We start from the raw sequence: 24,798 nt of genomic DNA on the forward strand, positions 1-24,798 counted from the left end.
CCGGCTCCGGGGGACGCGGCCACGAGGGACGGAGATCACTGCCGGCCCTTTCATTCGAACCAGGGCGCCAGGACGCCGCCGTGCCGGTGGCCGATCCAGCTCTGGTCGTCGCTCAGGTCATGCCGCTCGACGCCGGCGGGGTTGTCGAGGCCGCCGGGCCCGGCCTGGAGGTCGCCGCCGTTCAGGATGACGGGGGACGCGGCGCGGACCGTCAGGGCGCCAGCGGGCGCCAGGAACAGGCCGCCCTGCGGCACGAGCTGGAGTGAGGATTGCGGTCCGGCGAACAGGGTGCTCAACCCCGCCGGCCGGGCGACGACCACCGGGAGGTCTCGCGCCGTGGCGGTGATGGAGGGCGCCTCGAGCGCCATGTTGCCGTAGGCGGTGATCACCCCGCCGTCGTTGACGATGGAGCGCGCGGCGGTGAGCTGGAGGCCGTTGGCCGCGTTCATGACCCCGCCCGCCGTCGAGACCGTGGAGAGGCCCCGCCTCCGGCACAGGATCCAGCAGCTCTTGCTGAAGACGAGGCTGCCGGAGGTCTTCGCCGCGTTGAGGATCGAGCCGGCAGCGATGGTCAGGGCGCCGTCCTGCGCGTCGATCTCGCCGGAGTTGACCACCTGGTCGGCGGAGATCGCCACCGATCGGCCGACGATGTAGGCGAGCTGGCCGGGGATCCGCAGGTCGCCGGCATCGATGCGCCAGACCCGCACGGTCTTCGAGCCGAGCCAGCCCATCCGCTTCCTGCGGACGAAGACCAGCCGCGGTGCCCCGCCATCGACCGCACCGACGACATCGACCGTGTTCGAGACGCTGGCGGCGTTGATTGCAACGGCACCGTTCGAGAGCAGCCTCCCCGTGTTGTTGGAGACGGTACCGCCGGCGGTGACGGACAGGTCGCCCTCCGAGGCGAAGGCGATGGCGAGCCGGTCGGCGCCTTCGCTGAGGAGCCGGATGTCGCCCGTCGCCGATAGGGTGACCGCGCCCTTCGAATCCGGGTCGGCGCCGTCCCGGCGGGTGCCCGTCACGATCCCGCGCAGGTCGAGGTCGCCGCCGGTCGCCTTCAGCGTGACCGCCCCCGAGAGGGAGGCGAGGCTGCCCTGCCCGGCCGGGGCGTTCAACACCTCGATCGACGGGGCGACGATCGTCAGGGCCTTCTCGGCCTGGATCTGCCCACCCCGGACGCTGACCTTGCCGTCCGCCGTGATGGCGAACTCGCCGATGGAGGCGAGGCCCCGTCCCGCGAAGGCGACGCCGGCCCCCTGCGCGGAGACGGCGATCCGCACCCGGCTCGCCGAGAGCGCGCCACGGGGCGTGACGTCGACGAGGACCTCGTCGGACTGGCCGCCCAGCGCCTTGGCGGACGCCCAGGGCCGCAGGGTGCTGTTGGCCGGCACCGTCCCGTCGAGGGTGACCTCGTGGTTGCCGGCGAGCAGGGCGATGTCCGCGTTCGGGCTGGCCGAGCCGTTGACCACGGGCCCGTCGATCTTGAGCCGCCCCGCGATGAGCTGCAGGGAGGTCATGGTCCCGGTGAAGCCGCCGGGCCCGACCGCGATGTCGCCGCCGCCGCTGCCCAGGATGACGTTGCCGGAGGCCGTGGTGGACACCGGCCCCGTCGAGAGCGCAACGCCCCCGGCATTGACGACGCTGCCGCCGTCGATGGCGATGCCGTTGGGGTTGGCGACGATGACATGGGCGCGGGAGCCCAGCACCGCGAGCGGCCCGGTCCAGACCGTGCGTCCGGTTCCGGTCACGCTGTTGACGATGGTGTTAGCGCCGACCGACCGGTTGTCGAGCTGCACCCCCGCCGCGGGGACCGAGAAGGCGGAGTACTGGTTGAAGCTCGTCCCCCGGCTCGACGCCGGCGCGATGCCGACGGTGATCCGGCCGGAGGCGGCGGTGGAGACTGTCGTCGCCGTGGCGCCGCTCGGGACGACGGCCGGCGTCTGGGCCGAGGCCGGCCGGACCACGATCGCCGCGAGGGCCGCGGCCGCAAGGAGGACCGCCGGCCTCATCGGACCTCACCCAGGCTCGCGAGCGCCGTGTTGAAGCCCGCGAGCGGGACCGCGACGTCGGCGGCCTGTCCCTTGCCGGTCCAGAGGCGGACGCTGAGCCCCCTCCCCTGCCGGAGTTCGCGCGCGATCCGGCCCGAGAGGTCGAAGCCGCCGTGGCAGCCGGATGCGTTGCAGGTTTCAAAGAGGACCTTGAACGGCCGGCCGCGATCGACGCTCAGCACCATTCCCGGTGCGAGGTAGCCCCCGAGAGGGGTCGAGACGATCACGGCGAACCGGTTCGGATGCCCGGCCGGCAGCACGGTGACGAGGAACACCGTCTGACCCGTCTCCTTGGCGACCTGCCGCTGCATCGCCTTGCAGGCCCGGGGCGCCGCCTTGCCGTCAGCTGGCAAGGACGCGGGCGCCCTGCCCTCGCAGATCACCTCCCAATCCCCGAACCGGCGGATCTCCGGCTGCGCGGGCGAGGATGCCGGGGCCATGCCGTCCTCGGCCATCACGGGGCCGACCGTCGCCACGGCCAGCAGCGGGACGACACCCAAGGCTCTCCACATGCCGCGACAGGACCACCGTCCCGCGATTGCCCTCGTCTCGTCCAATGCATGCAACATCCCGCAAACCGAGGGACATCGCAGTGTCCTTCGGATCAGGCCTCGAACTTCAAGGGGAATCACCTGAGTCGCTCAGGTTAAACACCCGTGATTCGTGCATCCTTAGCGATCTTTTGGCGGGACTTGAAGTGAACAATCCGATATTTTGCAGATTTATTCAGGATCTCTACTTCAGATTGATCTATAACACCGTCAATTTCACGAAAAGTTGCGACTTCGAAGCCCGGCTCACGGCGCACAGCATGGCGGCAACCCGAGGCTCCGGACTCGGTCAGCACCAGAAACTTCGGCGGCGACCAGGGTGAGGGCTGGACCATCCCTTCGATGGGCCAGCGCTCCCGAGACAGGGACCTGGCATGACGGATCCCGCGGTTGCGGCCGCGTTTGCTCGGGATGACGGGCGTGATGCCGTTCCTGCGGAGGTCGGTGCACGGCCAATCGACGTCGGTGCCCCCGTTGGCACTCAGCCGGCGGCTCCGGCCCGGCCTTACCCTCGACGTCCAGACGATACCAATTCTTTATTGGCGCAGGGTTTTTCACACGGTGATTCAATAACCTTAGGTTGCGCACAGTTCCGCGATAGCTTAATCATTCTTCATAAGGCGCTCGGTGCGGCGAATCAGCCGAGAACTTGCCGGAACGGCTGCCTTGAGGGGGCACGCATGGTGAAGACTGTCCTCGTGCAGCGAATTCTGCTCGCGTTGACGCTCGCGACCGCCCTCCAGGCGTGCGATTCCCCCAGTGCCCATATCGATCGCCTGTCGTTCGGGGAGACGGATGTCCTCAGCACGACAGGAAATCTCAGGTTGATCACCCAACGGGCCCGCCTCGTCGACGGTACCCGGACGATGGTCATGTGCACAGAGCCGAGCCCGGACTACGCCGTGGCCTTCGGAGCAAAGGCCACCGCCAACGCCAGGGTGAGCATCACCGGCTCAGGCGAAGGCGAAGGCGGCGGCACCTTCGAGCGCAGCGAGCAGATCACGGCCCTCGAAGGCCGCAACGCGGGCGTGCTCGCCCTGCGCGACGGGCTCTACACCGCCTGCCAAGCCTACGTGAACGGCGTGATCGGCCACGACGCCTACGCGTTGATCCTGAGCCAATACGGCAACCTGCTCGTGGCCCTGGCCGGGGCGCCCGCGAGCGTGACGGTCAGTGTCCCGGCCGACGCGACCGGCAAGGGCGCGGCGACTGCCGCCGCGATCGCCAAGGCCGTGGCGACAGCCGGCGGAGCGGTGAGGGGCAACGACGCGGTGGCCGCGCTCCTCGTCACCTGCCTGAGCACCTTCGACCGGTCGCGTGAGCCCTCAGTCGGCAATCGTCTCCTGACCAGGGATTTCTGCCGCCAGGTCCTGCAGAGCACGCTGAAGAAGGCCAACCGGCCGATCTGAACGAGTCGCCCCCGCCGACGGACGAGCCGGACAGGCATTGCAGCCGTGGCTGAACACAGCGGCCACGGCAACGGGAGAGGTTTGCCATGGTTTGCGTGGATTCCGAACTGAACACGCCACCGCCCACAATGCCCGAGCCTGCGGAGCCGGTTGTCGAGACCTTCACGCAAGTCTTCGCGGGCGAATGCGCCGACATCGCGCAACGTCGCCGGAACTTGCTGGGCGACAGCGCCGGCCGCCTCCCCGAGGGCGGTCCGCCGACGGTCGAGAACGGGTTCGTGGGTCTCGCCCTGTCGGGCGGCGGCATCCGGTCCGCCGCCTTCTCCCTCGGAGTGCTCCAGGCGCTGGGCAACCGCGACCTCATCAAGCGCTTCGACTACCTCTCGACCGTGTCCGGCGGCGGCTACATCGGGACGACGCTCTCGATCGGCCTGTCGGAGGGTAGGGGCTTCCCGTTCGGACGAGGCAGTACCGAGGCGGGTGAAACCCCGATCACGCGGCATATCCGGGACAACACCCGCTACCTCTTCCCCAACGGATTCTCGTCCATCGTCACGGCCCTCGTCGTCTACCTGCGCGGCCTCGCGATGAACCTGCTCGTCGTCCTGCCGGTCATGCTGGCGTCGGCGGCGGTCATGGTCTTCTTCACTCCAACGATGGACCATCTCAAAGGGGCGAAATGGCCAGGAAAGATCCTCGGCATCCTGCCCGATCGTTTCGACTGGTCCGTGACCATCATTGTGTTCATTCTCGGAGTAATCGTGTGGATCGGCTATGCCATCGCCGCATCGATCAGGCTGACACCCAATGCGAAGCGGCGTGAATTCTCAGTCGCGATCTTCGCTTGCATTTTGATCGGCCTCGCGATCCTTCCGATCATCGAAGTCCATACGCTCCTTCTCAAGGCCTTGTACCTGCCGTCCGATACGGCGGCCGCCTCCCCTGGAGCGGGGGGTGGCGGATTCACCGTGGGCTTCGGCTGGCTGACGCATCTCGTGGCCTTCCTTGCCCCGGTCGCCGCATTGCCCTTCGTCCGCCGCATCGCCGAACAGGCCGTGACGGAGGTGACGGGAACCTGGGGGGGATTCCTCAAGATCCTAGCGAGCCGGGCCTTGCTGCTCCTTCTCGCAGCGGCCGCTCCGGCAATCCTCTGGCTCTGCATGATGCATCTGGCCTTCTGGGCCACGGTGGACATCGCCCGGGGTTGGCCGGCAGCTCCGGGATTCCTGGCGGCCATGTTCGGCTGGGGGCAGTCCTGGCTGCAGACCTTGCCCGATCCGTGGTGCCACCTGGGGGGCGCACTGGTCTACCTGTTGGCGGCCCTCGCGATCCTCGTGTCCTGGCTTTCCCTCAGCGTCAACGCGAACTCCCTGCATCAGCTCTACCGGGACCGGCTCGGACGAACCTTCCTCGTGAAGGAGCCCCCCGTTGATGACGCCTCCGATCCGGAGCCGGGGATCGCCTTCATGGACGATCACAAACTGTCCGCTCTCGCGCCGGATCGCGGCCCGTACCATCTCATCAATGCCGCGTTGAACGTCCCGGGCTCCGCCTACGCCAACAGGCGCGGTCGCAACGCGGACTTCTTCGTGTTCAGTCGACGCTTCGTGGGCAGCGATCTGACGGGCTACGTCTCGACGCCCTGTGCCGAGAAGGCCGTCTATCTCCTGACCACGGGGACCGCGATGGCGATTTCCGGAGCGGCCGCCGCGCCGAACATGGGGATGGCCTCCGTTCAGCCGCTCTCGCCGACGATCGCGCTGTTCAATGTCCGTCTCGGGCGCTGGTTGTTGCATCCTCGCAAAATCGCCGAGGAGGCCAGGGATGCCATGGCGAAGAAACGCAGACGGCCTCGTGCAGCGTCGCAGAGGAAGCGCCCGTCCTACGGGGCCAAGCCCGGTCCGTGGTATCTCTTACAGGAGGCTTTCAGCAAAACCGGGTTCGACTTCGGGAAAACGGCCGATGAAGCCCTCTCCACCAAACAGGAATTCGTCTTCCTGACCGATGGCGGGCACATCGAGAACCTCGGAATCTACGAACTGCTCAAGCGTCGGTGCCGTGTCATCGTCGCCATCGACGGCGAGGCCGATCCCGATCTCCGGGGTGCCTCCCTCACCCAGCTCGAACGCTTCGCCCGCATCGACCTCGGAACGCGGATCATCATCGATTGGGGCGCGATCGCGGATCGCACGCGGGACACCTCTCAGCGCGTCCGCGACAGGACGGTCAGGACCGAGGCAGGGCCTCACGTCGCCCTCGGCCTGATCGATTATCCTCCACCCAGCGGGGTGGGGGCCCGCGAAGTGGGCGTGCTGGTCTACGTCAAGGCTTCGCTGAGCGGGGATGAGGCGTCCTACGTGATGGCATACAAGGCTCGCAACCCGTCGTTCCCCCACGAGAGTACGGCGGACCAGTTTTTCAGCGAGGAGCAATTCGAGGTGTATCGCGCCCTCGGCGAGCACATCGTGAAACGATTTCTCGATCAATCGGATCGAGCATGTTGTCATTACTTCCACAGAACCGAGATACGGGCGATCCTCCACCAAGCCCTCGGGATTTTCTGAGGTCGCGCGCCTTTCGGCGCAGGAATCTGGCCGGAACGGTCACGACGGCCTTTCGACCACACGTCGTCATTGCGAGCGTCAGCGAAGCAATGACGGTGGATGAGACGCTCCGTCGTGACCTTTCCGGCCAGGCTCCGAGGACCACCCTACGCCCGCCCCTCCTGCACGGCATGGCAGGCGACGCCCGCGTGCAACTCCGGCACCTCGGCGCGGCAGCGGTCGTTCGCCAGCGGGCAGCGGGGGTGGAAGGTGCAGCCGGGGGGCGGGTCGATCGGGTTCGGGATCTCGCCCGAGACCGGCACGCGGGCGCGGCCCACATGGGCGAGGTCGGGCACCGCGTCGAGAAGCATCCGCGTGTAGGGGTGGCGCGGCGTCGCGAAGAGGTCTTTGGCGGCGGCGACCTCCACGAGGCGGCCGAGATACATCACGCCCACCCGGCTCGCCATGTGGCGTACCACGGCGAGGTTGTGGGAGATGAACAGGTAGGTGAGCCCCAGCCGGTCCTGCAGATCGCGCATCAGGTTGAGGATCTGCGCCTGGACCGAGACGTCCAGCGCCGAGGTCGGCTCGTCGCCCACCAGGAACTCCGCTTGGCTCGCCAGCGCCCGGGCGATGGCCACCCGCTGGCGCTGCCCGCCGGAGAACTCGTGCGGGTACTTTTTGGAATCGTCCGCGTGGAGGCCGACGAGTCCCAGAAGCTCGCCGACGCGGGCGCGGATCGCAGCCTCTCCCTGAATCAGGTTGAAGGCGCGGATCGGCTCCGCGATGATCCGGCCCACCCGCCAGCGCGGGTTCATGGAGGCGTAGGGGTCCTGAAAGATCATCTGGATGCGCGAGCGCAGGCGGCGCCGGGCGGTCTCCTCGCGGGGGTCGGTCATCGACACGCCGGTGATGCGCACCTCGCCCCCCGAAGGTGGCAGCAGGCCGACCACCATCCGCGCCACGGTGGACTTGCCGGAGCCCGATTCCCCCACGATGGCGAAGGTCTCGCCCTTCGCGATCGTGAAGCCCACCCGGTCCACGGCGGTGAGATACTTCTTCGGCTCGCGCTCGATCACCCGATTCAGCCAGGGCTTCGAGACGTCGAACCGGCGGCGCAGGTCGGTGACTTCGACGTAGGCGCTCACGCGGCTTTCTCCGCTGCATCGTACAGGTGGCACGCCACCCGGCTCTCCCCCACCGGGATCGGCTCCGGCCGCTCGACGTGGCAGCGGGCGAAGACCTTCGGGCAGCGGGGGTTGAAGGCGCAGCCGCGCGGGATGGCCGTGAGGCGGGGCATCGATCCGGGGATCTGGCTCAGGCGTTCCGCGTCCTGCGAGAGCGTCGGGATCGCGCCCATCAGGCCGGTGGCGTAGGGGTGGTGCGGTGTGGCGATCACCGACGCGACGGGGCCGATCTCGGCCACCCGCCCGGCATACATCACCGCCACCCGGTCGGCGGCCTCGGCGATCACGCCCATGTCGTGCGTCACCAGCATCACCGCCGTGCCGTGCTCCCGGCAGAGGCGCTTCAGCAGCGTGATGATCTGCGCCTGCACCGAGACGTCGAGTGCCGTCGTCGGCTCATCGGCGATGATCAGTTCCGGCTCGGCGGCGAGCGCCAGGGCGATCACCACGCGCTGGCGCATCCCGCCGGAGAACTCGTGCGGATAGCCGTCGATCCGCCGCTCGGGAGCGGGAATGCCCACTTCCGCCAGCAGATCGATGGCGCGGGCGCGTGCCGCCTTGGCCGACAGGCCGGTATGGGTGCGCAGCGTCTCGACGATCTGGTCGCCCACCCGGAACAGCGGATCGAGCGACGTCAGCGGATCCTGGAAGATCATGCCGATGCGCTGGCCGCGGATCCGCCGCATCGCCTCGGGGGGCAGGTTGTCGATGCGCTCGCCGCGCAGGCGGATCTCGCCCCCGGCGATCCGGCCCGGCCGGTCGATCAGCCCGATCACCGCCGCGCCGGTCACCGATTTGCCCGCGCCGGACTCACCGACCACGCCCAGGATCTCGCCCCGGCCGATGTCGAAGGACACCCGGTCGATGGCGGTGAGCGGCCCGCGCCGCGTGTCGAAGGCGACCGTGAGGTCGCGCACGGAGAGGACGGTGTCGGTCATGGGGTGCGGGGTCCGATGACAGAGCGTTCTCCCACCCGCGACCTCATCCCGAGGCGCGCGCGCCGCGCGCCTCGAAGGAGGGCACCAGAGGCCGCGCGATCTCTGGAGCCCTCCTTCGAGGCCTCCGCTGCGCTCCGGCACCTCAGGATGAGGTGAAGGGTGGGAGAGGGCGGAGGTGCGCGCAGTACGGAGTCCATCACTGCAACTTCGGATTGAGCGCGTCGCGCAGCCAATCCCCCAGGAGGTTGATGGCGATGACGAGGCTCGCCAGCGCCACGCCGGGGAAGGCGACGATCCACCACTCGCCGGAGAACAGGAAGCGGTTGCCGGTGCGGATCAGCGTGCCGAGCGAGGGCATGGTCTCGGGCAGGCCCGTGCCGAGGAAGGACAGGGTCGCCTCGGTGATGATGGCGAGGGCCAAGTTGATCGTCGCGATCACGAAGACCGGGCCGGTGACGTTCGGCAGCACGTGCCGCACCAGGATCACGGGCGAGGACAGGCCGATGAGCCGGGCCGCCTGCACGTAATCCTTGCCCTTCTCCACCATCACGGAGGAGCGCACGGTGCGGGCGTACTGCACCCAGAAGGACAGGCTGATCGAGACCACGATCAGCGCGATCAGCGGCCCGACATCCAGCGCGCTGCCGAAGGCGGCCTTGGCCACGCCGTCCACCACCAGGGCGATGAGGATCGCCGGGAAGGTGAGCTGCACGTCGGCGACGCGCATGATCAGCGTATCGAGGGCCCCGCCCGCGTAGCCCGCCACGAGGCCGAGGGTCACGCCGATCACCCCCGAGGCGAGTACGCCGAGGATGCCGACGATCAGCGACAGGCGCAGGCCGTAGAGCACCGCCGAGAGCACGTCCCGGCCCTGGTCGTCGGTGCCGAGGTAGAAGGGCGCCTGCCCGTCGGCCTGCCAGATCGGCGGCAGATTGGAGTTGATGAGGTCGAGCTGCGCCGGATCGTAGGGGTTCTGCGGCGAGATCAGCGGCGCGGCGAAGGCCAGGACCATCATGATCACCGTGGCGACGAGCGCCGCCATGGCGGTCTTCGAGCGCAGGAAGTTCGCGAGCAGATCGGAGTCCCGCCATCTCGCGAGGCGCGAGGGCGCCGCCTCCGGCAGCGGGACGGGCGGGGCGTCGCCCGTATCGAGGTCGGTTCCGCTCATCGCCGGCTCTTCATCGCGATGGGTCTCTTGGCGATGGGTCTCTTGGCGATGGGTCTCATGCCGCCCGCCCCGTCGAGAGCCGCAGGCGAGGGTCGACCACCGTGTAGAGAATGTCGACCACGAGGTTGATCGTCACGAAGATCAGCGCGACGAGCAGCAGGTAGGCGGACATGATCGGGATATCGACGTTCTGCACCGCCTGGATGAACAGCAGGCCCATGCCGGGCCACTGGAACACCGTCTCGGTGATGATCGAGAAGGCGATGACCGAGCCGAGCTGGAGCCCGGCGATGGTGATGACCGGCACCAGCGTGTTCTTCAGGGCGTGGCGCAGGTGCACGGCGCGGGTGGAAAGGCCCCTCGCCCGGGCGAAGCGGATGTAGTCGGTGCGCAGCACCTCCAGCATCTCGGCGCGCACCAGCCGCATGATCAGGGTCATCTGGTACAGGCCGAGCGTCACCGAGGGCAGGATCAGCGCCTTGAGGCCCGAGGCGGTGAGGAAGCCCGTCGTCCACCAGCCGAGGCGCACCGTGTCGCCCCGCCCGTAGGAGGGCAGCCAGCCCAGCGTCACCGAGAAGAGGTAGATGAGCAGGATGCCGATGAGGAAGGTCGGCAGGCTGATCCCGATGAGCGAGACCGCCTGGAACAGGGAGGCGAGCCAGGATTCCCGGTAGAGGGCGCAGAACACCCCCATCAGTACGCCGACGACCAGGGCGAAGACCGTGGCGCAGAAGGCGAGTTCCAGAGTCGCCGGCATCCGCTCCGCGAGGAGCTGCGAGACCGGCTGGCGGAACTGGTACGAGATGCCGAAGCGCCCCTGCGCCACGTTGGCGACGTAGCGGCCGAACTGCGAGAGGACGGACTCGTCGAGGCCAAGGCTCTTGCGGATCTCCGCCCGCTCGGCCTGCGTCGTGTCCGGCCCGACGATCTGGTTCACGGGGTCGCCCGCGAACCGGAACATCGCGAAGGCGATGAGCCCGACGACCGCGAGGACCGCGGCCGCCTGGAACAACCGCCGGAGGAGGAAAGCGAGCACGCCCGCCCCTCCTTACTGGGGATCCTTCGAGACCCAATAGAGATAGAAGTAGTTGTCCGGCCGCTGCACGACGTGGACCTTCTTCGAGACGCCCCAGGCCAGAGCCTGCTGGTGCAGGGGGATGTAGCCCCAATCGGCCTGGATGGTCTCGAAGCCCTCCTTGATCAGGGCATCGCGCTTGGCCTTGTCGGTCTCGGACTCGACCTGGTCGGCAATCGTGTCGATCTTCGGATCGCAATAGCCGCCGATGTTCCAGCCGCCGCGCCCGGACTTGTCGCCCGGCTTCCGGCAGCCGGCAATCTCGAACAGGATGTTGTGGCTATCGAGCGACGAGGGGGTCCAGCCGACGAGGTAGAACGAGGTGTCGTAGCCCGGCGCCAGCACCTTCGCGAAGTACTTGGCCTTGGGCTGGGCGTTGAGGTTCACCTTGACGTTGATCCGCGCCAGCATCGACACCACCGCTTGGCAGATCGCCTCGTCGTTGACGTAGCGGTCGTTGGGGCAATCCATGGTCAGGGAGAACCCGTCCGGGTAGCCCGCCTGCGCCATCAGCTCCTTGGCCTTCTTCAGGTCGGTGGCCGGGCGCTTGAGTTCGGAGGCCCGGTCGAACAGGGCGGGGGCGATCAGGATCGAGGAGGGCGTGGCCTGCCCGCGCATCACGCGCTTGGCGATCGTGTCCTCGTCGATGGCGAGGTAGAACGCCTCGCGGACCTTCGCATCCTTGAACGGGTTCTTGCCCTTGACGCTCGAATCCTTCAGCTCGTCACGGCTCTGGTCCATGCCGAGGAAGATCGTGCGCAGTTCCGGCCCGGCCATCACCGTGGCGATGCCGCTGGAATTCACGCGGTTCTGGTCCTGGAGCGGCACCGGATCGACCCAATCGACCTCGCCCGAAAGCAGGGCGGCGACGCGGGTGGCATCGTTGCCGATGGTCGTGAACACCGCCTCGTCGAGGTTCGACTCGACCTTGCCCCAGTAGCCGGGAAACTTCTTGAACACGGTCCGGACGCCGGGCTGCTGCTCGGTGATCGTAAACGGGCCGGTGCCGTTCTCGTGGAGCGTCGCGTAGCCGGGATTGGCCGCGGTCGGGGCGGTGGGCTGCACGGCGCCGTTCTTCTCGGCCCAGGCCTTCGACATGATGTACCATGTCGGAAACTGCGCGATGGCGATGGGGTTCGGCTTCTTCAGCAGCATGTCGACGGTGAAGTCGTCGACCTTCACGAATTCGGCGTCGGCCGGAACGTTGGTGGTGAAGTTCGAGCCCGGCGCCCGGACGCGCTGGGCGGAGAAGATCACGTCGTCGGCGGTGAAGGGCGAGCCGTCGTGGAACTTCACGTTCTTGCGCAGATGGAAGCGCCAGCGGGTCGGCTCCGGCGTCTCCCACGACTCGGCCAGCGCCGGCGCGAACTTCATCTCCTTGTCCCGCATGACCAGCGGCTCGTAGACCGCGCCGTGCATCCCGATCGTGAACGTCTCCTTCAGCGAGTACGGATCGAGGGACTTGATGTCGCCCTGGAAGGCGAAACGGAAGACGTTCGCCGCCTGCGCGGGCAGGCTTGCTACGGCCAGCGACGCGAACGCGCCAGCCGCCACGCCGCGGACGAGGGCCTTCAGGGGGAAACGGGACAAACGGACCTCCGAGACCTGGGAGAGGACGCACCGCTCGAACGCGAGACGCGGGGCTTTGAGGATTAGACCGGGCAAAGTGTGGCGGCAAATCGCCCGGAAGTTGTGCCCACAGCAAGGTTCGGACCAGGACGTCGCAGCCGGTCCCCGCCGCACGCCGTGAAACCCCGCCCGTCCCGCCGCGGCCATCCCACCCGACCGCCCGCCCGCAAACCATACACATATGTTGTTTCACAAAAACGGGGCAAATAATCGGAGAGGACGATTTGTCTTTTCTTGCAAAGACTTTCGTTGATCGCGGCAGCTTGGCCGGATGATATCACTCGGAACGGTTCTTTGTTCGGTTTGATTACAGGACACCGAACGATCATCGGAGTCCGCCATGCGTCCCTTCACCGCCGCCCTCGTCCTCGCCACCGTGGTTGCCACGGGCGCGTCCGCCCAGACCACCCCCACCGGGCGGCCCGCCGCCCCAGACGCGGGGACGAGCCAGAACTCCGGGGGGCAGCAGAGCGTCACCCGGCCCAACACCGACAAGGCGACGCCGGAGGGGATGCCCGCGGGCGCCCACACCAACGCCAAGCTGGAGCGCGGCGCCAACAGCTTCACCGAGGGCGAGGTCCGCTCGCGGCTGGAGAAGGCCGGGTTCACCGACGCCCAGAACCTGAAGAAGGACCAGGACGGGATCTGGCGCGGCACGGCGATGCACGGCGGCAAGTCCGTCCCGGTCGGCCTCGACTTTAAGGGCAACGTCGCCGCGCAGTGACGTCACGTCCCCCCCTCGACACAAGGAGATCTACGATGGCCCATCACACGGTGACGGCACTGTTCGACCGCTACGAGGATGCCAGCGCCGCCGTGGCGAAGCTGGAAGCGGGGGGCGTGCCCCACGGCGACATCAGCCTCGTCGGCAACAACGAGGGCGACCGGCATTCCGGCCTGCTCGGCCAGGGCGGCGGCGCGCTCGGTGCGGAGACGGGCCAGAAGGCCAAGGACGGGACCGGCGCCGGGGCCACCCTCGGCACGGTGGTCGGCGGCGCGGCGGGCCTGCTCGCCGGCCTCGGCCTCGTGGCGATCCCGGGCGTCGGCCCGGTGGTGGCGGCAGGCTGGCTCGTGGCGACGCTGACCGGCGCCGGCGTCGGTGCGGCGGCGGGCGGTCTCGCCGGCGCGCTCACCGGAGCGGGGATCAGCGAGACGGACGCCCATGCCTACGGGGAAGGCGTCCGCCGGGGCGGCACCCTGGTGACCGTCAAGGCGGAGGAAAGCCGTGCGGCGATGGTGATGGACGTGCTGGAGGAGCACGGCTCGGTGGACCTCGATCAGAAGTCGGCGGCCTGGACCCGCGAGGGCTGGACGCCCCTCGCCAGCTCCGGCTCGGACAGCATCACGCCGGCCCCCGCTCCGACCGTCCTGCCCGAGGGGCGGACGCGGGTGCGCAGCTATCCCGGCGCCGGAAGCGGCATCTGACGGGATCCGTCGCGGGCGGGCCGGATCCCATTCCGGCCCGCCCTCCTCCGGCGCGGGAGCCGACCGGGTGGGCTCGCCAACCTCCGCCATCGTGGGCGCGGCGATCGAGGGCAGCGGGACTCAGCCGAACGGCGCGCATCCCTGGATCACGCGGGCTTGCGCTCGCGACGGCGACCCAGGGCTCCATCGGCGGACCAGATTCCGCGCGATCGACGGGGCGGCGTTTCGAAGCCTATAAGCAAATGCAAGAAATCCGGTTAAATTTCATTAAGCATTCCAGTATCCTATCCGAAACATTGCACCGAAAGCCGAATTGTCGTCCATCATTGGCTTTCGATGGTGCAGACGATGGGAAAATACGCGATCTACCTCCGAAATGTCGATCAGGCCGACGCGTCGCAACCTCACCTGCTCGCCTACGACATCGACGGCCTGCAACAGGCCCGCTCCCTCGTGTCGAGCATCGCGCGCTCCTACCGGGACCATGGGCAGCACTCCGGCACCGGCGTGCACTGGTTCCGCCAGGGCGACAGCCTGCACGAGATCTACCCCTGGCCAGCACAGTAATTCCGGGCCGACCCCCGCGGCGGCAAGGTCGTATCCTCCCGCGTATTGCGCGTCCGGAACACTCCACCTTACCCCTCGACTTGAACGTTTAGGCGAAACAACGTTCCGTTAACGATGGGACACTGCTGGACGAACCCATTCGCCCCTCCCGCCGTTTGTGGCCCATGGATACGATGGGCCTTTCCCCGGACGGTATCGATGTGGCCGAGCCCGGTCCGCTCGCGCTGATGCCGCTGGCCGCCTTCGTGTCCCGCTGGCGGGTCATCACCGGCGAACCACCGGCGATCATGCTGGAATCCCGCCGGGAGATGCTGACCCTGCTGGTCCAGAGCATCCCGGTGGCGCCCCTCGTCCCGGTCGTGATCAATTGCTGGGGCGAGCGGCCCCTGCCCCTCCATCGCGGGATCGCCACCGCCGCACCCGTCGCGGCGCGGGCGGCGAGCCGCGACGGGCGCGGGATACGCGGGCCCCGGATGCCGGATCAGCGCGGGGCGGCGCGCACGTAGCCGTGCGAGATCTGCCGCCCGCGCTCCCGGATGATCGCCTCCGCGCTCTCGAGATCCGTCAACGCGTCCTGAGCGAGGCGAACGAGGGCCGTCCAGCGGTCCTGTCCCGCCTCCCGAAGATAGGCGAGCGCCACGGTTTCCGCTTCGGTGGGCGCCCACACGTCCACAGGGGGTTCGATGGCCGATGCTGGCATTCCGCTGGCTCCTCGCTAGAACATAACAGGAACAAAGCTCAGCGGGCCATTCGGTTCAAGCGGAACCGTAGGTTGCAGTGCGATCGCAGTGGAGTTCTGTGGATGGCGGCGGAGAAAACGAGTGCCGACACGGCTTTACCGGTTCCACTGCGTGGGGCCGGAGGACGCGGTGTTCGATCGGCGGGGGTGCCGGCTGCCGACCCTGGCGCAGGTGCGCTCCCAGGCGGACCGGGTGGCGCTGGCGTTGATGGAGCGCGGCGGGACGGCCGATTGGACCCGGTGGATCGTGGACGTTCATGACGGGACAGGGCGCCGCGTCCTGATCCGCGCCTTCGCGGACACCCGTGTCGGGCCAGAGACCGGCCGGAGGGCGCCCTGAAGGGACGTCGCGCCGCCTCGCTCGCCGCCCACGCGAACGGAAAAGGGCGGCCCTTCTGGAGCCGCCCCTCGTCCCGTGATGCAATGTCGCGCGCCCGGCGCCGGCGGCCTCAGGCGGCCTTGCGGCGACCTTTGGTCGCGGCGCGAGGCGCCTCCTTCGACGCGCCGCGGCCGCCGGTCTGGCCGAGGCCGAGGGACCGCGCGAGGTTGGAGCGGGTCTCGCTGTAGCTCGCCGCGACCATCGGATAGTCGGACGGCAGGCCGAAATGCTCGCGGTAGGTCTCGGGGTTGAAGCCGTGCTTCGTGAGGTGCCGCTTCAGCGTCTTGTAAGGCGTCCCGTCGATGAAGCTGATGAGAGCGTCCGGCGTCACCGACTTGCGGATCTGGGCCGCGGTCGGGCGGTCCGCGCTCGCCTGCGCGGGAGCCGACTCGCCGGTCAGGCGGCCGCTGATAGCACCGTGGACGCTGGCGATCAGCGCCGGGAGATCGGCGACCGAGACATGGTTGCGGGAGACGTAGGCGGCGACGATGTCGCCAGTCATCTCGATGAGACCGAGGGATTTCTCGCCGGTTGACTCGTTCATTGGTGTCGCTTTCGGTTTGGTACGAAACCTGACCTAGAGCGTCAATCAAGGAAGATCAACGGCCAATTTTTTATAAGTATAAAATTCTCCCGCGCATAATCTGTTTCCGCCCGACTTCTTAGGCGCCTCTTCGAGTTTGTATCGATGAGCGTTCGGCCAATCCCCTCCACACAACCAGTAGGCGAAACCGAATCTGGCGTATCGCCTCGGGCGGGGGGGGAGCTCCCCGGCAAAGTCTACCGAGGTGTGAGCCTGGACTCGCGCAAAGGAGTTATTACAGGTTGATTTACCCTGGCGGGGCTTCGCGTCCCGCCTTCGAGCATGACCGATGACCCACCGTGGCCCTCATCTCCGCCTGGAAGGCTCCACCCTCGGACCGCGCAAGATCTCGGCGTGGCGCGAGGCCGTCGCGCCGTTCTGGGACATCGAGGTGCGCCGGGAGGACGCGCCGGATTTCCGGGGCCGCTCCGAGGTCTACCATCTCGGCAACGCGATCCTCGGCTTCACCGCCGCCTCCGAACTGCGCCTCGAACGGTCGCGGGGCCTCGTCGCGCGGATGGGTGTCGACCACGTGGCGGCGCAGATCCGGCTGGAGGGCCATGCCGAGGTGCGCGTGGCGGGCCGGGAGGCGCCGATGGGCCCCGGCGATCTCTGCCTCCTCGACCTGTCCCAGCCGCTCGCCGTCGATTCGAGCGACTACCGCGCCATGACGATGATCCTGCCCCGGACCGTCTTCCCCGAGAGCGGGGAGGCGCTGGGCTCCGCCCATGGCGCCATCCTGCGCGGCGACACGCCCTTCGGTACGCTCGTGAAGGACCACATGCGCTCCCTGGCGGCGAACGTCGCGAAGCTGAGCCCCGCCGAGGCGCGGGCCGCCGTCGAGTCCACCGCGATCCTCCTCGCCATGGCCGGGCGGGCGGCGGGCGGGTCCGGCGCGCCGGCGCAGCCCGCCGATCGGGTGCCGCTCTTCCTCGCGATCCGGCGGCACATCGATACGGAGACCGACCCGGCCAAGCTCGGGATCGAGTATCTCTGCCACCGGTTCGGCATCTCGCGCAGCGCGCTGTATCGCCTGTTCGCCCCCCTCGGAGGCGTGGCCGAGCACATCCGCAGCCGCCGGCTCGGCCGGGCCTACCGCGATCTCGCCAGCGGACTGCCCCACGCGCCGCGTGTCTCGGAGATCGCCTACCGCTACGGCTACGCGAGCCCCGTCGGCTTCACCCAGGCGTTCCGGGCGGAGTTCGGCGTCTCCCCCGCCGATGTCCGGGCGGGCGCCCGGAGCGAGAGCGCCCTGGCGGGCCGCCGCACCGCCTCCGACGGCTCGGACGGGAGCTGGGGCGACTTCTACGACTGGGTCATGACCCTGGACGGGTGATCAAACCGGGAGTCGCGTCCCGCCCAGGGTGCCACGTCTCTCAGGTTGCGCACCATTGGGACGTCCGCTGAAGCGATTGAGACATCCGCCCATCGCGGCCGCCTCCTTGTCGCGCGACATAGGACCGTCTTCTCTAAACGGGTTTCGATGGTGCGCAGCGTGAAGGGACAGGCTGGTGGCCGGGTGCGGCGCCGGTGGGACGAGGCCGAGCCGAAGCAGACGGGGGCGTTGATCAAACGCTGGATCGGCGCCACGCGGCGCAGGGAGATCCGCGCGAACCGCGACCCCTCCAACGGCGGTGGCGCGCAGATCATCACCCTCACCTGGGAGCAGACCTTCGGACGGCCGAGCCGGGCGGTCGCCGGCGAGGCCGCGCGCGGGGACGGCCAGGAACCCACGCGCGAGGCCGTGATCCTGAGGCCGCGTTCCTGCGCCTGATTCCCCGCCACCGGTGAATACCCCGTGCGTGAAGCCCTGCGGCGCGCGCGGGGCCTGAATTTTCAATTGTGGGTTGCGCGACCGGACGTCGCAACTACCCTGATGGCTCTGCCGAAGAGTTCCAGGGAGTCCGGATCATGCATGTGACCATCGAGCAGGCCGAGAAGGCCATCGCCGCCGCCCGGGACAAGGCCATCGCGCTGGGAACGCAGATGTGCATCGCCGTGGTCGATTCCGGCGGGAACCTGAAGGCGTTCCACCGGATGGACGACGCCTGGGTCGGCTCCATCGACATCGCCCAGAAGAAGGCCAAGACCTCGGTGTTCTTCGGCATGATGACCGGGCAGATCGGCCAGCTCTCGCAGCCCGGCGGCCCCCTCTACGGGATCGAGCATTCCAACGACGGGCTGATCACCTTCCCCGGCGGCATCCCGATCGTGGACGGCGACGGCGTCATGTCCGGCGCGATCGGTGTCAGCGGCTCCACCGTCGAGAACGACCATGCCGTCGCGGAGGCCGGCGCCAAGGCGATCGGCCGGACGGAACTGCCCGCCCATCCCTGGCGCACCTGACCGGTCCGACACCTCACGGAACTCGCCTCGCCATCCTTGCCTCATCGTGACGCTGCGGAAACGCTTCGCTCACGCTCGCGAGGGCGGCGAGAGCCTGTCCGGCGGCCCGCAGGGGCGTCGCCCCCCATCCCCGGTTCGCGTCGCCGCGCTCGCCCTGACGGCACAGCGGCGCGATCTGCGATGACCTACCGGAACAGCGGCAAGCCGGACCCGATCAGCACCAGCCCGAAAATCACGAGACAGCCGGCCGTGCTCTCGACGAGAGCCTGGGAGGCTGGCCGATTCGGGGACACCTGTGTCAGTGACACGCCCGATAAGAGACATAACAGGCTCGCGATGATCATTTCTGCAACACAGGTAAGCGTGACCTTTCATTATATGCAATAAATCCGGCACGCAATGCGTATTGATATCAGATTTCGTCCCCGTGACGCGAATTCGATAATCGGCTCTTGATCGGAGATTGGGGCCGCCCTCGATATCGGACCCTCTCAGTTCGCTCAATTTCAATACTCGTTTGAGAGATAATTCGTATATCCCGGCGCAATCACCGGATAATTTGCGAAGTATCCCCGTTCATCAAAGCGCATGAAGGCGATCAAATCTGATCAGATGGCGCGCGGCGAAGCATTCTCCGCGCATTGACCGTCGCAGCGGCCGCGAGGGACGGGCCAAGGCCCACCGATTACGTCAGCCATTCCCCGGTGAGTTCGACGCGCGCGCGATAGATCGTCCGCCCGGCGGAGTCGCGCACGGCCACGGTGCAGCGGCGGCCCTCGGCCTCGGGCAGCGGATCGGCCGCCATCTCGGTGAGCGCCTCGAGGGCGATGCGCCGCGACGCCTGCAGGTCCGGCAACTCGCACCCTTCCTCGTCCCGCAGGGGCAGGCGGCCATCGTCCGTATCGAAGAAGAACAGGGGCATTGCCCGCCTCGCCGCCATCCCGTCGGGCCCGCCATGCCGAGCCCGCACCCTCCGCGATGCTCCGCTAACTCGCGGCGGTCGAAAGGGTCACCGGCGGGAATCGTTGCGCCGCAAATGCAGGTAGGTGGGGTCGAACTCCGCCACGGTGCGAAGGGCGGCGACGTCGTGGACCGTCAGGCGGCCGCCGCTCAGGGTGATCAGGCCGCTGTCCCGCAATTCCTTCAGGACGCGGTTCACGTGGACGGAGGTGATGCCGAGGGCGTCGCCCAGCTCGTACTGGGTCAGCGGCAGGGCGAAGCTGTCCTCCTGCACGAGGCCCACGGCATCGAGACGCACCATCAGTTCGCAGAACAGGTGCGCCATGCGGGGATAGGCCTCCCGGCGGCTGTTGTTGAGCGCCCATTCCCGGGCGAGCGACCCCTCGATCAGCGTGGTGCGCCAGAAGGCGCCCGCGAGCCGGGGGTGGTCCTCGAACATCGTGCGCAGAGCCCCGTGGGGGACGAAACCGATGGAGAGGTCGGTGACGGCGGAGATGCTGAAATCGAGCACTTCGAGGTGGAGGCTCTGGAAATCCGGCACGTCACCCGGGACGTGGTAGGCCATGACCTGCCGCCGTCCTTCGGGGGTCGTCTTGTAGGTGGCGGCGAGGCCGCTGAGCACGGCGAAGCACCGGGTCGGCCGGTCGAACTCCTTCACCACGTCCTGATGGGCGTCGAACCGGGTGACCTGCACGGGAAGGGTCGAGAGGGCCTCCCGCTCCGCCAGGGACAGGTCGAAGAGCGCCACGGTCTCGATCTTGCGCACGAAGGGATGGGTGTCCGCCTGGATCGCCGCGCTCATAACCCTTTCCGTCACCGGCCGACTCCCGTGAATGCCCCGCTGCGGGCCGCACATCGCCCTGCGTATCAGGCTTGTGCGCCGCCCGCACGCGCCATTCGGGACCGCGCCCTGCCGCCCGCTCCGCCGTCCGGCGCGGGACCCGCCCCCACCGCGCCAGCAGGCCGATGCGGACGGTCTCGGCCGGCCGGCAAGGGCCGGCGAAGGCGGCTTCGGCCGAACGTGTTCGGCTCCGGCCCTACCGACCCCGGCGGGCGACGAGGCGGGCGAGGCGGGGACGCAGGGGCAGCGACAGCCGGTAGAGGAGCTCGGCCACGGGCAGGAGGGGCCGGAACCCGAAGAGGCGCAGGTCGAGCAGGCGGCCGAGCCAGCGCCAGCCCGGCAGGGTCCGCCACAGCCGCGCGAAGGCCGCCGCGCCGGAGACGAGGCGGCCCTGCTCATCCCGCACGTGGAAGCGCCGGAGGGCCTCGTCCCGCCCGAGACCCGGCCCGAGGGACGGCGCCTCCACCTCGCGCCCGACATCGACGAAGCGCAGGCGCTCCGCCCCCTCGCAGCGGCGATAATGATCGATCTCGGCCCGGCACAGCGGGCACCCGCCGTCATAGTAGACGCTCAGTTCCGTCTCCCCGGCGCGACGCGGTTGCTCCATGGCTCTGACCCCGACCCGGACCTTCCCCGGCATCCCGCCGAGGTAAGGCGCGACGGTTCCGCGTCGAGGCGGACTCGGACGGCCCGAGCGGGAGGGCCGGAGGCTCCGGCCGTCCCGACCCGGCGCGGGACGCCGCCCCGGCCTTCGGCTATAGGATCCCCGCGTCGTCGCCCCCCATGCCCGTCGGATCCGTTTCCTCCGGGGCCCGGCGCCCCGGCGGTCCGCCCCCGGACCGGCCGGCGGCCGAAGGAGAGCGAGCCCCGTGGCGCCACCGATCACGATCTTCATCGATGCCGATGCCTGCCCCGTGAAGGACGAGACCTACCGCGTCGCGGCCCGCTACGGGCTCCACGTCTACGTCGTGGCCAACGCCTTCCTCAACGTGCCGCGGGAACCCTGGATCGAGCGCGTCATCGTGTCGGACAGCTTCGACGCGGCGGATGACTGGATCGCCGAGCGGGCGGGGCCGGGGGCCATCGTCGTCACGGCGGACGTGCCCCTGGCGAGCCGCTGCGTGAAGGCGGGAGCGAGCGCCCTGTCCCCCACGGGCAAGCCCTTCACCGATGCGTCGGTCGGCTTGGCGCTGGCCACGCGGAACCTGATGCAGGACCTGCGGGAGGCGGGCGCCATCACCGGGGGGCCGAAGCCCTTCTCGCCCAAGGACCGATCGGCCTTCCTCGGCGCCCTGGACCGTGCCGTGATGCGCCTGCGCCGGGCGGAGGGTGCCTGACGCCCGGACGCCTGGCGGGATCGCCGCGCTCGCGCTCCCGCCTCGACGATGCGCCGCAGTCCCGCGTTCACAGTCTCGCCGCCTTCCTGGCGTCTTGTCGGCGCCGATCCGGTCATCAAAGAGCGCGCGTTGATCAATTCCCTCATGGCGGTGTTCACCGTCTTCGTCGTGCTTCTGGTCAGGGCCGTGCTGAAGCTTCCGCTTCTCCCCTTCCGCATCCTGCGCAGCCTGTGGCGCCGCCGGACGGTCTCCGCCTCGGCCTGACCAGCCCCCTCGCGCCACAACACCGCACCCGCCGACGGGCTGCTGCGGTAGGGGGTGGCCTGCACTTTCGCCGGACCGGTCCTAGATAAACGGGTATCCACCGTTCGCGAGACCGGGAGCCCCCGTATGCCCTCGTTCCCCGTTCCGATGCCGGCGCGCCGGCACGCCCTGATGATGCTCGGCGCCGCCATCGCCTGTGGCACCGGCCGCGCCCGCGCAGGCGAGTTGAAAGCCGGAGCCTTCTCCTTCGAGAAACCGGAGGGCGGCGTCCTCGCCCTCTCCGAACTGTCAGGCAAGCCGATCCTGGTGGTGAACACGGCCACCGCCTGCGGCTATGCGGGCCAATTCAACGGCCTCCAGGCGCTCTGGACCCGCTTCGGCGAGCGGGGGCTGACCGTGATCGCGGTCCCCTCCCCCGATTTCGGCAACCAGGAACCCCTCGACGGCGTCGCCATCGCCCAGGCCGCCCGCCAGAACCACGGCGTGACCTTCCCCGTGGTCGCGAAGGTGCATGTGAAGGGTCCCGCGGCGCACCCCTTCTACCGCTGGGCGGCGACCGAGAAGCCCGGCTCCACGCCAGGCTGGAACTTCCACAAGTATCTCGTCGGGCGGGACGGCGGCATCCTTGCCGCGTTCCCCCACACGGTCGATCCCAGCGATCCCCGACTCATCACCGCCATCGCCGGGGAACTTCCCGCCACCTGAGCAGCCTTCCCTGGCGCGAAAAGACAGGGAACGGGCCATTGCCACGGGGCCGCCCGAGCGGTCCCGGCCGGCCAAGGGGATCGTGATCTTTGGCTATTCCCAGGCGATGCTCGGCTACAGCGAGATAAATTGACAGCTTTAAGCCGATCTGTAATCTTGAAATTCCATCTGATGAATACTTCTACGATCACTACTTTATAGTCCGGCTTTAATTCATGATTTTTTAAAACCCGACCTGTAGGCTGGTGCCAACGATGGGACCACGCGACAGGGATTCGGTCATGCTCGAGAACGGACCCTTGGGTCAGGGGGATACCCCTCAGCCCCGTATAGGCTCGGTCACCTCCATCGACGGCTCGACGGTTCACCTCGCCCTCCTCGCCCGGAACGGGCGGCCCGAGGTGCGGGTGACGGTGGGTACCCTCGTGCGGATCCGGGCCGGGGGCGCCACCGTCGTCGGCCTGATCACCACCCTGTCCTCCCGCAGCGACCGCTCGGGGCTAACCGGCGCCTTCGCCAGCCTCGATCTCCTCGGAGAGATCGAGGACAAGGGCGGCGTCCCGACCTTCCGCCGGGGCGTGGTCTCTTTCCCCGCCATCGGCGACGAGGTCGACCTGCTCTCGCCCGCCGACCTGCGGACGGTCTACCAAGTGTCGGCTTCGAACACGGCCGGGATCGGCACGCTGTACCAGGACCCCGGGACGCCCGCCTGCATCAAGGTCGACGATCTCATCACCAAGCATTTCGCCGTCCTCGGCAGCACCGGCGTCGGTAAGTCGAGCGGGGTGGCCGTCATCCTCGATCAGATCATGCGGGTGAAGCCGGCGGTCCGCATCTTCCTGCTCGACGTCCACAACGAGTACGCGGCCTGCTTCGGCGGCCGGGCGAGCGTGATCAATACGCGCAACCTCAAGCTCCCCTTCTGGCTGTTCAACCTCGAGGAGTTCGCCGACGCCATCTACGGCGGGCGCTCGCCGGTGGACGAGGAACTGGAGATCCTGGCCGAGGTCATTCCCTTGGCCAAGAGCAAGTACACCCAGTACAAGGAGGCGAGTGACCGCCCGCTCGTCAAGCGCTCCATCGGCAAGAGCGCGGGCTATACGGTCGATACCCCGGTTCCCTACATGCTCCAGGACCTCGTCGCGCTGATCGACGAGCGGATGGGCAAGCTGGAGAACCGCGTCTCGCGGATGCACTACCACCGCCTGATGACCCGCATCGAGGCGATCCGCAACGATCCCCGCTACGGCTTCATGTTCGAGAACGCCAACGTCGGCGGCGACATGATGGGCGAGATCCTGGCCCACCTGTTCCGCCTCGACGCGGACGGGCGGCCGATGACGATCATGCAGCTCGCCGGCCTGCCGATGGAGGTGGTCGACGCCGTGGTCTGCGTGCTGTGCCGCCTCGCCTTCGAGTTCGGCATCTGGAGCGAGGGGGCCATCCCGCTCCTGTTCGTCTGCGAGGAGGCCCACCGCTACGCCTCCGCGGATCGCTCCGTGGGCTTCACCCCGACCCGCCGCGCCCTGTCGCGGATCGCCCGCGAGGGCCGCAAGCACGGCGTCTACCTCGGCCTCGTCACGCAGCGGCCGGCGGAGCTCGACCCCACCATCATGTCCCAGTGCAGCACGCTGTTCGCGATGCGCATGACCAACGAGCGCGACCAAGCCTTCCTGACGGCGGCGGTCTCCGACGCGGTGAACCTCCTGACCTTCGTGCCCTCCCTCGGGACCGGCGAGGTGATCGCTTTCGGCGAGGGCGTGCCGATGCCGGCGCGCATCCGCTTCGACCACCTCACCACGGCGCTCCAGCCTCGCAACGACATGAGCGGGCGCCTCTCGGAGGACGGCGAAACGGCCGGCCCCGGCTTCGTCGGCGCCGTGGTGGAGCGCTGGCGCGGGGCGACCATGAACAAGATGAGCGGGTCCGAGGCCGACCAGGGCGCCCTGCCGCGCCTCGCCCGCGAGGCGGGGGCCGAGACCCATCTCGGCGCGGCCCTTGACCAAGTGCACCGCCGCCTGCTGCGCCGCCCCCTCGACGGCGCCGAGCCCGCCGCCGACGCCGCCGCCCGTGCCCCCAAGCCCCTGTGGCAACAGGGCTGAGC

The 24,798-nt window shown here is 68.6% G+C and carries 27 protein-coding genes and 1 pseudogene; 14 read left to right on the plus strand and 14 right to left on the minus strand.

Annotated features, from left to right (window positions below):
* Positions 1-50: 50 nt before the first annotated feature.
* From MFF06_RS11705 to MFF06_RS11720, 4 genes and pseudogenes are all read right to left on the minus strand, one after another.
* On the minus strand, positions 51-2,009 hold the full coding sequence (locus tag MFF06_RS11705) for a two-partner secretion domain-containing protein (RefSeq protein WP_238203950.1): 1,959 nt from the start codon (positions 2,007-2,009) through the stop codon (positions 51-53).
* Entirely contained in the window at positions 2,006-2,548 is a 543-nt protein-coding gene (locus tag MFF06_RS11710; RefSeq protein ID WP_238203951.1) for an invasion associated locus B family protein, read from the minus strand. Before MFF06_RS11710 ends, MFF06_RS11705 begins: the two co-directional genes overlap by 4 nt.
* Positions 2,549-2,694: 146 nt before the next feature.
* Positions 2,695-2,895, minus strand: coding sequence for a hypothetical protein (locus tag MFF06_RS11715; protein WP_238203953.1), 201 nt, complete (start codon positions 2,893-2,895; stop codon positions 2,695-2,697).
* A gap of 42 nt (positions 2,896-2,937) precedes the next feature.
* Positions 2,938-3,102: pseudogene (locus MFF06_RS11720) on the minus strand (IS5/IS1182 family transposase); the annotation flags it as partial.
* Positions 3,103-3,423: 321 nt separating this feature from the next.
* On the opposite strand from MFF06_RS11720, the gene MFF06_RS11725 reads away from it, so the two are divergent.
* Both MFF06_RS11725 and MFF06_RS11730 read left to right on the plus strand, forming a co-directional pair.
* Positions 3,424-4,008 (plus strand): hypothetical protein, encoded by a 585-nt coding sequence (locus MFF06_RS11725; RefSeq protein WP_238203955.1) that lies wholly within the window; start codon positions 3,424-3,426, stop codon positions 4,006-4,008.
* 86 nt (positions 4,009-4,094) lie between these two features.
* Positions 4,095-6,572 (plus strand): patatin-like phospholipase family protein, encoded by a 2,478-nt coding sequence (locus MFF06_RS11730; RefSeq protein ID WP_238203957.1) that lies wholly within the window; start codon positions 4,095-4,097, stop codon positions 6,570-6,572.
* 146 nt (positions 6,573-6,718) lie between these two features.
* On the opposite strand, the gene MFF06_RS11735 is transcribed toward MFF06_RS11730, so the two are convergent.
* From MFF06_RS11735 to MFF06_RS11755, 5 genes are all read right to left on the minus strand, one after another.
* On the minus strand, positions 6,719-7,699 hold the full coding sequence (locus MFF06_RS11735; protein WP_238203959.1) for an ABC transporter ATP-binding protein: 981 nt from the start codon (positions 7,697-7,699) through the stop codon (positions 6,719-6,721).
* Complete coding sequence (locus tag MFF06_RS11740) at positions 7,696-8,676, minus strand: ABC transporter ATP-binding protein (RefSeq protein WP_238203961.1); 981 nt, start codon at positions 8,674-8,676, stop codon at positions 7,696-7,698. The genes MFF06_RS11735 and MFF06_RS11740 overlap by 4 nt, the downstream gene beginning before the upstream one ends.
* A 196-nt stretch (positions 8,677-8,872) precedes the next feature.
* Entirely contained in the window at positions 8,873-9,844 is a 972-nt protein-coding gene (locus MFF06_RS11745; RefSeq protein ID WP_238203964.1) for an ABC transporter permease, read from the minus strand.
* Between the two features lie 55 nt (positions 9,845-9,899).
* Positions 9,900-10,880 carry an ABC transporter permease gene (locus MFF06_RS11750; protein ID WP_238203966.1) on the minus strand — a complete coding sequence of 327 codons (981 nt, stop codon included), beginning with the start codon at positions 10,878-10,880 and terminating at the stop codon, positions 9,900-9,902.
* 12 nt (positions 10,881-10,892) lie between these two features.
* A complete protein-coding gene (locus tag MFF06_RS11755) occupies positions 10,893-12,509 on the minus strand; it encodes an ABC transporter substrate-binding protein (RefSeq protein ID WP_238203967.1) in 1,617 nt (538 codons plus the stop codon).
* A 379-nt stretch (positions 12,510-12,888) separates the two neighbouring features.
* Here MFF06_RS11755 and MFF06_RS11760 point away from each other — a divergent pair, with 379 nt between their 5' ends.
* The 4 genes from MFF06_RS11760 to MFF06_RS11775 all read left to right on the plus strand — a co-directional run bounded on the left by MFF06_RS11760 (position 12,889) and on the right by MFF06_RS11775 (position 15,046).
* Complete coding sequence (locus MFF06_RS11760; RefSeq protein WP_238203969.1) at positions 12,889-13,272, plus strand: hypothetical protein; 384 nt, start codon at positions 12,889-12,891, stop codon at positions 13,270-13,272.
* A gap of 35 nt (positions 13,273-13,307) precedes the next feature.
* Positions 13,308-13,973, plus strand: coding sequence for a hypothetical protein (locus tag MFF06_RS11765; protein ID WP_238203971.1), 666 nt, complete (start codon positions 13,308-13,310; stop codon positions 13,971-13,973).
* 336 nt (positions 13,974-14,309) lie between these two features.
* Positions 14,310-14,540: a hypothetical protein gene (locus tag MFF06_RS11770; protein ID WP_238203972.1), complete on the plus strand. Its 231-nt coding sequence runs from the start codon at positions 14,310-14,312 to the stop codon at positions 14,538-14,540.
* A 173-nt stretch (positions 14,541-14,713) separates the two neighbouring features.
* Entirely contained in the window at positions 14,714-15,046 is a 333-nt protein-coding gene (locus MFF06_RS11775) for a hypothetical protein (protein ID WP_238203974.1), read from the plus strand.
* Here MFF06_RS11775 and MFF06_RS11780 read toward each other — a convergent pair.
* The gene (locus MFF06_RS11780; protein WP_238203975.1) at positions 15,022-15,240 is read right to left on the minus strand and encodes a hypothetical protein; all 219 of its coding nucleotides are present in this window, start codon (positions 15,238-15,240) and stop codon (positions 15,022-15,024) included. The genes MFF06_RS11775 and MFF06_RS11780 overlap by 25 nt on opposite strands.
* A 121-nt stretch (positions 15,241-15,361) precedes the next feature.
* On the opposite strand from MFF06_RS11780, the gene MFF06_RS11785 reads away from it, so the two are divergent.
* A complete protein-coding gene (locus MFF06_RS11785) occupies positions 15,362-15,619 on the plus strand; it encodes a DUF6894 family protein (protein WP_238203976.1) in 258 nt (85 codons plus the stop codon).
* A gap of 109 nt (positions 15,620-15,728) precedes the next feature.
* Here MFF06_RS11785 and MFF06_RS11790 read toward each other — a convergent pair whose 3' ends face one another.
* The gene (locus tag MFF06_RS11790) at positions 15,729-16,202 is read right to left on the minus strand and encodes a Ros/MucR family transcriptional regulator (RefSeq protein ID WP_238203977.1); all 474 of its coding nucleotides are present in this window, start codon (positions 16,200-16,202) and stop codon (positions 15,729-15,731) included.
* A 328-nt stretch (positions 16,203-16,530) separates the two neighbouring features.
* Between MFF06_RS11790 and MFF06_RS11795 the strand changes: the two genes are divergently transcribed.
* From MFF06_RS11795 to MFF06_RS11805, 3 genes are all read left to right on the plus strand, one after another.
* Entirely contained in the window at positions 16,531-17,577 is a 1,047-nt protein-coding gene (locus MFF06_RS11795) for an AraC-like ligand-binding domain-containing protein (protein WP_238203978.1), read from the plus strand.
* 159 nt (positions 17,578-17,736) lie between these two features.
* Positions 17,737-18,015: a hypothetical protein gene (locus MFF06_RS11800; protein WP_238203979.1), complete on the plus strand. Its 279-nt coding sequence runs from the start codon at positions 17,737-17,739 to the stop codon at positions 18,013-18,015.
* Between the two features lie 137 nt (positions 18,016-18,152).
* Positions 18,153-18,587 carry a GlcG/HbpS family heme-binding protein gene (locus tag MFF06_RS11805; protein WP_238203980.1) on the plus strand — a complete coding sequence of 145 codons (435 nt, stop codon included), beginning with the start codon at positions 18,153-18,155 and terminating at the stop codon, positions 18,585-18,587.
* A 685-nt stretch (positions 18,588-19,272) separates the two neighbouring features.
* On the opposite strand, the gene MFF06_RS11810 is transcribed toward MFF06_RS11805, so the two are convergent.
* The 3 genes from MFF06_RS11810 to MFF06_RS11820 all read right to left on the minus strand — a co-directional run bounded on the left by MFF06_RS11810 (position 19,273) and on the right by MFF06_RS11820 (position 20,995).
* A complete protein-coding gene (locus MFF06_RS11810; protein WP_238203982.1) occupies positions 19,273-19,509 on the minus strand; it encodes a DUF6894 family protein in 237 nt (78 codons plus the stop codon).
* 87 nt (positions 19,510-19,596) lie between these two features.
* A complete protein-coding gene (locus MFF06_RS11815) occupies positions 19,597-20,349 on the minus strand; it encodes a Crp/Fnr family transcriptional regulator (protein ID WP_238203984.1) in 753 nt (250 codons plus the stop codon).
* A 235-nt stretch (positions 20,350-20,584) separates the two neighbouring features.
* Positions 20,585-20,995, minus strand: coding sequence for a thiol-disulfide oxidoreductase DCC family protein (locus MFF06_RS11820; RefSeq protein ID WP_238203986.1), 411 nt, complete (start codon positions 20,993-20,995; stop codon positions 20,585-20,587).
* A gap of 262 nt (positions 20,996-21,257) precedes the next feature.
* On the opposite strand from MFF06_RS11820, the gene MFF06_RS11825 reads away from it, so the two are divergent.
* The 4 genes from MFF06_RS11825 (at position 21,258) to MFF06_RS11835 (ending at position 24,796) form a co-directional block, all read left to right on the plus strand.
* Positions 21,258-21,725 (plus strand): YaiI/YqxD family protein, encoded by a 468-nt coding sequence (locus MFF06_RS11825; protein ID WP_238203988.1) that lies wholly within the window; start codon positions 21,258-21,260, stop codon positions 21,723-21,725.
* 129 nt (positions 21,726-21,854) lie between these two features.
* Positions 21,855-21,989: a hypothetical protein gene (locus MFF06_RS22660; RefSeq protein WP_283207266.1), complete on the plus strand. Its 135-nt coding sequence runs from the start codon at positions 21,855-21,857 to the stop codon at positions 21,987-21,989.
* Between the two features lie 126 nt (positions 21,990-22,115).
* Entirely contained in the window at positions 22,116-22,694 is a 579-nt protein-coding gene (locus MFF06_RS11830; RefSeq protein WP_370876751.1) for a glutathione peroxidase, read from the plus strand.
* Between the two features lie 281 nt (positions 22,695-22,975).
* Positions 22,976-24,796: an ATP-binding protein gene (locus MFF06_RS11835; RefSeq protein WP_238203990.1), complete on the plus strand. Its 1,821-nt coding sequence runs from the start codon at positions 22,976-22,978 to the stop codon at positions 24,794-24,796.
* Positions 24,797-24,798 lie beyond the last annotated feature (2 nt).

Source organism: Methylobacterium aerolatum, from assembly GCF_022179085.1.
Classification (GTDB): domain Bacteria; phylum Pseudomonadota; class Alphaproteobacteria; order Rhizobiales; family Beijerinckiaceae; genus Methylobacterium; species Methylobacterium aerolatum.